The 4,474-nt window shown below is 63.8% G+C and carries 4 protein-coding genes and 1 pseudogene; 1 reads left to right on the forward strand and 4 read right to left on the reverse strand.

Features of this window, described 5'->3' with window-relative positions; all coding sequences use genetic code 11:
• The 3 genes and pseudogenes from HBJ55_RS08490 to HBJ55_RS08500 all read right to left on the reverse strand — a co-directional run.
• Positions 1–855: pseudogene (locus HBJ55_RS08490) on the reverse strand (sulfatase-like hydrolase/transferase); the annotation flags it as partial.
• 81 nt (positions 856–936) lie between these two features.
• The gene (locus HBJ55_RS08495) at positions 937–1,707 is read right to left on the reverse strand and encodes a glycosyltransferase family 2 protein (protein WP_167113037.1); all 771 of its coding nucleotides are present in this window, start codon (positions 1,705–1,707) and stop codon (positions 937–939) included.
• Positions 1,704–2,813: a glycosyltransferase family 9 protein gene (locus HBJ55_RS08500; RefSeq protein ID WP_167113039.1), complete on the reverse strand. Its 1,110-nt coding sequence runs from the start codon at positions 2,811–2,813 to the stop codon at positions 1,704–1,706. The genes HBJ55_RS08495 and HBJ55_RS08500 overlap by 4 nt, the downstream gene beginning before the upstream one ends.
• Positions 2,814–2,856: 43 nt before the next feature.
• On the opposite strand from HBJ55_RS08500, the gene HBJ55_RS08505 reads away from it, so the two are divergent.
• The gene (locus tag HBJ55_RS08505) at positions 2,857–4,002 is read left to right on the forward strand and encodes a glycosyltransferase family 4 protein (protein ID WP_240936037.1); all 1,146 of its coding nucleotides are present in this window, start codon (positions 2,857–2,859) and stop codon (positions 4,000–4,002) included.
• A 26-nt stretch (positions 4,003–4,028) separates the two neighbouring features.
• Here the strand turns inward: HBJ55_RS08505 and HBJ55_RS08510 are convergent.
• Positions 4,029–4,474 (reverse strand): 3-deoxy-D-manno-octulosonic acid kinase (locus tag HBJ55_RS08510; RefSeq protein WP_167113041.1); only part of this gene is annotated, 446 nt, incomplete at its 5' end.

A 4,474-nucleotide genomic window follows, 5' to 3' on the forward strand; every position in this document is an offset into this window, starting at 1 on the left:
CAGGTCACCGAGGCAATCGACGCCGGGCACGACCTTTTCCAGTGGCGAGAACTGGCGGTCATGCAGCAGACCGGCCGGCATGAGAGGCGTGCCGCATTGACTGGCGATCATACCGGCCATGGTCCAGCCGGTATTGTCGATCTGACGGATACCTTCGTAAACCAGACCCTGCTCACCGATGGCGTCCAGGTCAGCGTAAGCATCGCCGAAGCGCTCGCGGTCGGCATAGGTGCGCTCGATGCTCTCAAGATACAGCAGCAGCAGGTTGGGCGGATCCCGGGGCGATTCAAGAAGGATCGGCTCGACGTAATGGCGCTCTAGCCAAGCGCCGGGCTTGGTGACGATGGCGGCACCGCGCTGGCCCACGCCGTACAACAGGGGGTTGCTCACCAGCAGCACGATGGCCAGCAGCGGTTCACCGCGGCGCCAGCGATGATCATTGCGTACCAGCCAGATGAACGAAGCCAGCAATGCGGCCATCGAAAGGGTGTAGAAAAACGCTGCGCCGATGCGGCTGACCCCGCCGTGGTCGGCCATGCCGGCCTGCAGGTGGAAGAATACCGCGCTCAGGTCGACGATGCCGAAGCTCTCGGCAAGATAGAGATAAAGCCCCCACAGTGCGATGGGAAGCAGTGCCCAGGGCCACCGGCGACCCAGCGCTGCACGAGGTTCCGAGCGCGGCGCACCCCAGTGGAAGGCGGCGCCCAATCCCATCCAAGCAAGTGCCGGTAGGGGCAGCATCCACTGGGGCACCCAGGTAAGAACGGTGATGGCATAGCCCAGGCAGAGTCCGATGATCAGCAGCGACAGCCAGCGCGGGCGAGCCAGCTCGAGGAGCTTGGACGGGATCGACATTTGGTGGATTCTTCCATTGAATTCGTCCAATAGCTTACCAAGCCATGCGTCACAAAAGCTTTAGGTATGGCGGATACATGGTTAAATTTCGTGGCCTTTGGATCGGGTTTCGTTTTCGTAGAGTTCGTTAAGCTTGGCGTACTTCATGTATGCATGAAAAGCCGTCGTTACTGCCACAGTGAAACCGTCACCTCCTTGGAACATGCCGCCCTTGAATATCAACTTGCGGACAAGCGCGCTCATGGCGTGTCTTGCTGGGCGCATCGCAGATGGTTGCGTGCCCTTCATTTTCATTGCCCACGCATCCCGAGTCGATAGCTGATCGATTCTCTGCATCCAATGAGAAAAATTCTCATAAGTGAAGTGAAGTATGTGTGCACGCGTTCGCACATATTTTGGTGCTTGGACGGATGAGTGGGCTTTTTTGGGCAGATAGCCACTCGTGGTCCGGTTGTAGAGTCTCACTACCTCGTCCGGATAAAATCCGGCCGCTCGGATCCAGTGGGGTCCACAGAAATTTCTGCGTCTAAAGCTGTAAGCTACGGATGGGTCATCCAGGGGAAGCGCCATAATTGCATCAACGGCGTCACTATCCAGGCGCTCATCGGCATCAAGAGCCAGAATCCAATCGTGCTTTGCTTGAGGGACACCAAATGCTTTTTGCGGTCCGTCGCCCAAGTACTCCTGGAAAAGAACCCTGGCGCCCTTGCTTCTGGCGACCTGCGCGGTGTCGTCTTGGCTGAGCGAATCGACGACAATGACTTCGTCGCATACACGGGTGAGTGAGTCTATGCAGTCCCCGATATGCTGTGCTTCATTCAAGGTGATGACCAAGCCGGTAATGGGCCTCATAAAGTATGGCCTCGAGCCCTGTAGGTTTTGAGAAAAGTAGCAATGCTTGCGGCGGCAGCGGCCAGGTCGATGGCCGACATTTCGCTCTCGCCTGCCGACTCGGGCGGGCTGAAGGCGAGCCGGCGCGACTCGTCATTGCAGGTCTGCCAACGCAACGGGGTGGCCGAGCGCCGGGCGGGGTAGAAACCCGCTGTGGGTCGGTTAAGGCAGCCGGCGATATGTAGCGGCCCGGTCGAGCCGGCTATGAAGAGGTCGGCGGCGCCTAGTGTCAGTGCAAATTCGTCAATGCCGCTGCGCGGCGGCAGCACGTCGGCGTGCAGGTCTTCGGCGCGAAGCGCGATGCACAGGTCGCTTGCTATCCGCTCTTCCCCGGGGCCGGCAGTCAGCAGCCAGTGGGGACGAATCCCCTCATGAGCCAGGCACGAGTCGACGCGGGTGGCCAGTTCGGCGTACTGATCAGCCGTCAGGTTGACCGCCGAGCCGCCGCTGCCAGCATGCAGAAATAGCCACGGTCGCGCCGCATCGAGGCCAAGCTCGCTAGCGATCGCTTCGCGCTGGGCTTCCGCGGCCCCGGTCGGCAGCGGCCAGAAGGGCGGGGCCGGACGCGGCTCGGCCTTGCGGCCAAGGGACGAGAGCAGGGCCTCGGCGAGTTCGATGTTGTACTGATATTCCGGCTTGGCCGAGCGCGACCTGCGCTGAACGATGCGATGATTGTAGAATAACTGCGCCCATTTGGTGGCAGGCGCCAAGCGGTGCGGAATACCGGCACGCCAGCCCAGCCAGCCAATACGTGGCGTGGAGAACAGCGTCAGCATGGACGTGAAGTGTCCACTGCGCAGCCGTGCGAGCAGCTTGCGCTGTTCTTTTTTTCCGGCATCGCCGCCAGGGTCGAGAATCACTTCGTCGATCCACGGGCACAGCCGGGCGATCGGTGCCGTATAGCTCGGCACCAGTATGCTGATCCGTGCCTCGGGAGCGCCGGCCTTGAGGCAGGCGAGTGCCGGCCAGGCGAGCATGAAATCGCCGAGCTTGTCGTTGCGTACCACCAGGATATGCGGCGGCGGATCCGTTGCGTGGCGACCGGCCACGGAGGAAGAAGACGTCATCTGGGCTCCCGAGCCCCGGTTGATCGATACCAAGGAGACAGCCTTGTCGCACAAGGTCATGCACATCTGCCTCTCGGATGGCTGGGGCGGACTCGAAATGTATCCTGCGCGGATTATACCCGAGCTGCAACGCCAGGGGTGGGAGCCCCACGGTCTGGCGCTGGCCGGCTCGCGGGTGGCCGCCAGCCTGTCGGCCGCCGGCATCGAGCCGCTGACGATGGCCTCACGGGGCCGGGCGCTGCTACAGGTGGGGCGCGTGCTGGCCTATCTGAAGCACCACGCCGTCGGCGTACTGCATTGCCACAAGTCCAGCGACCTACGCCTGGGGGCGCTGTTGGCAAGCCTGCGACCGGGGCTCAAGCTCTTCTTCACCGACCACATGGGCGTGACCCGGCCGAAGAAGGATCTCTATCATCGTTGGGCCTACGGTCGCGTCACGCGGCTGTTCGCCATCAGCGAGGCGACGCGCGCGCGCAACCTGGCAGCCTTTCCGCTGCCTGCCGAACGCATCCGCCGGCTCTACCTGGGCGTTGACCTGTCGCCGTACGTACCGCGGCTGGATGAGGCGGCACGGGAGTCGCTGCGCCGCGAGCTGGTTCTCGCCCCCGATCAGGTAGCGATCGGCCTGCCTGGCCGATTGACGCCAGGCAAGGGGCAAGCGCTTTGGCTGGAGGGGCTGGCCCGACTGCGGGCGATTGCACCCGACCTGGCCTGGCATGGCGTGCTGATCGGTGGCCTGACGGCGCGCGAGGGCAGCGACGAGGCCTATGTGGGAAGGCTTCGCGAGCGGGTCGCCGAGCTGGGGCTGGAGAAGGACGTGACCTTCACCGGGTTTCGCTCCGACCTTCCTCGCCTCTTCGAGGCGCTGGACATCGTCTGCGTGCCCTCGCGCAATGAGGCCTTCGGTCTGACCGTGGTCGAGGCCATGGCTGCCGGGAAGGCAATCGTTGGAGCGAATAGCGGGGCAATTCCCGAACTGCTCGAGGCCGACTGCGGTCGCCTCGCTGCGTCCGAGGAGCCGCAGGCCTGGGCCGAGGCCATGGCGGAACTCGGCCGGGATGCAGTGCTGCGGCGCCGGCTCGGCCAAGCCGCCAGGCGCCGGGCCGAACGCCAATTCGACGTGAGGGCACATGTGCGTGCCTTGACCGATGAGTATGCCGGAATAGTGGGGCACGCTGTTGGGACTTAGGAGCGGCCCGAGTGTGGTAGGCCGGGTCAGGCCTCGGCGGCATAGCCTTGACGGATGAGTGCGAGGGCATCTTCTGCATCGAACTTGGCCAGCGAGCGACCGAGACGCTCGAGGTTGGCCTCCTGCCACGGTCCCGCTGCGCGCAGCCGACAGCGGTCGAGGTCGATCAGCCACACCTGGTCCTGAGCGTCCACCAGCAGGTTGCGGGCATTGAGGTCGACGTGATCGAGGCCGGCCTCATGAAAGCGGCGCACGGTGGCGCCGACCCGTTCGAGAAGTGTCGCTTCGGCTCCGCCAAGGCGCTCCGCCAAGGCGCGGGCACCCTCGATGCGCACCGTGATCAGGGCCGCGGTATAGGTCAGGCCGTGGTGAGTGACGCTGGCTGCCACCGGTCGCGGCACCGGCAGGCCCCGTGCGTGGAGGTGGGCGGTGAGGCGCAGTTCGCGAAAGGCCCGGGTGCGCTCGAGCCCTG

This window comes from Billgrantia bachuensis (assembly GCF_011742165.1).
Classification (GTDB): Bacteria; Pseudomonadota; Gammaproteobacteria; order Pseudomonadales; family Halomonadaceae; genus Halomonas; species Halomonas bachuensis.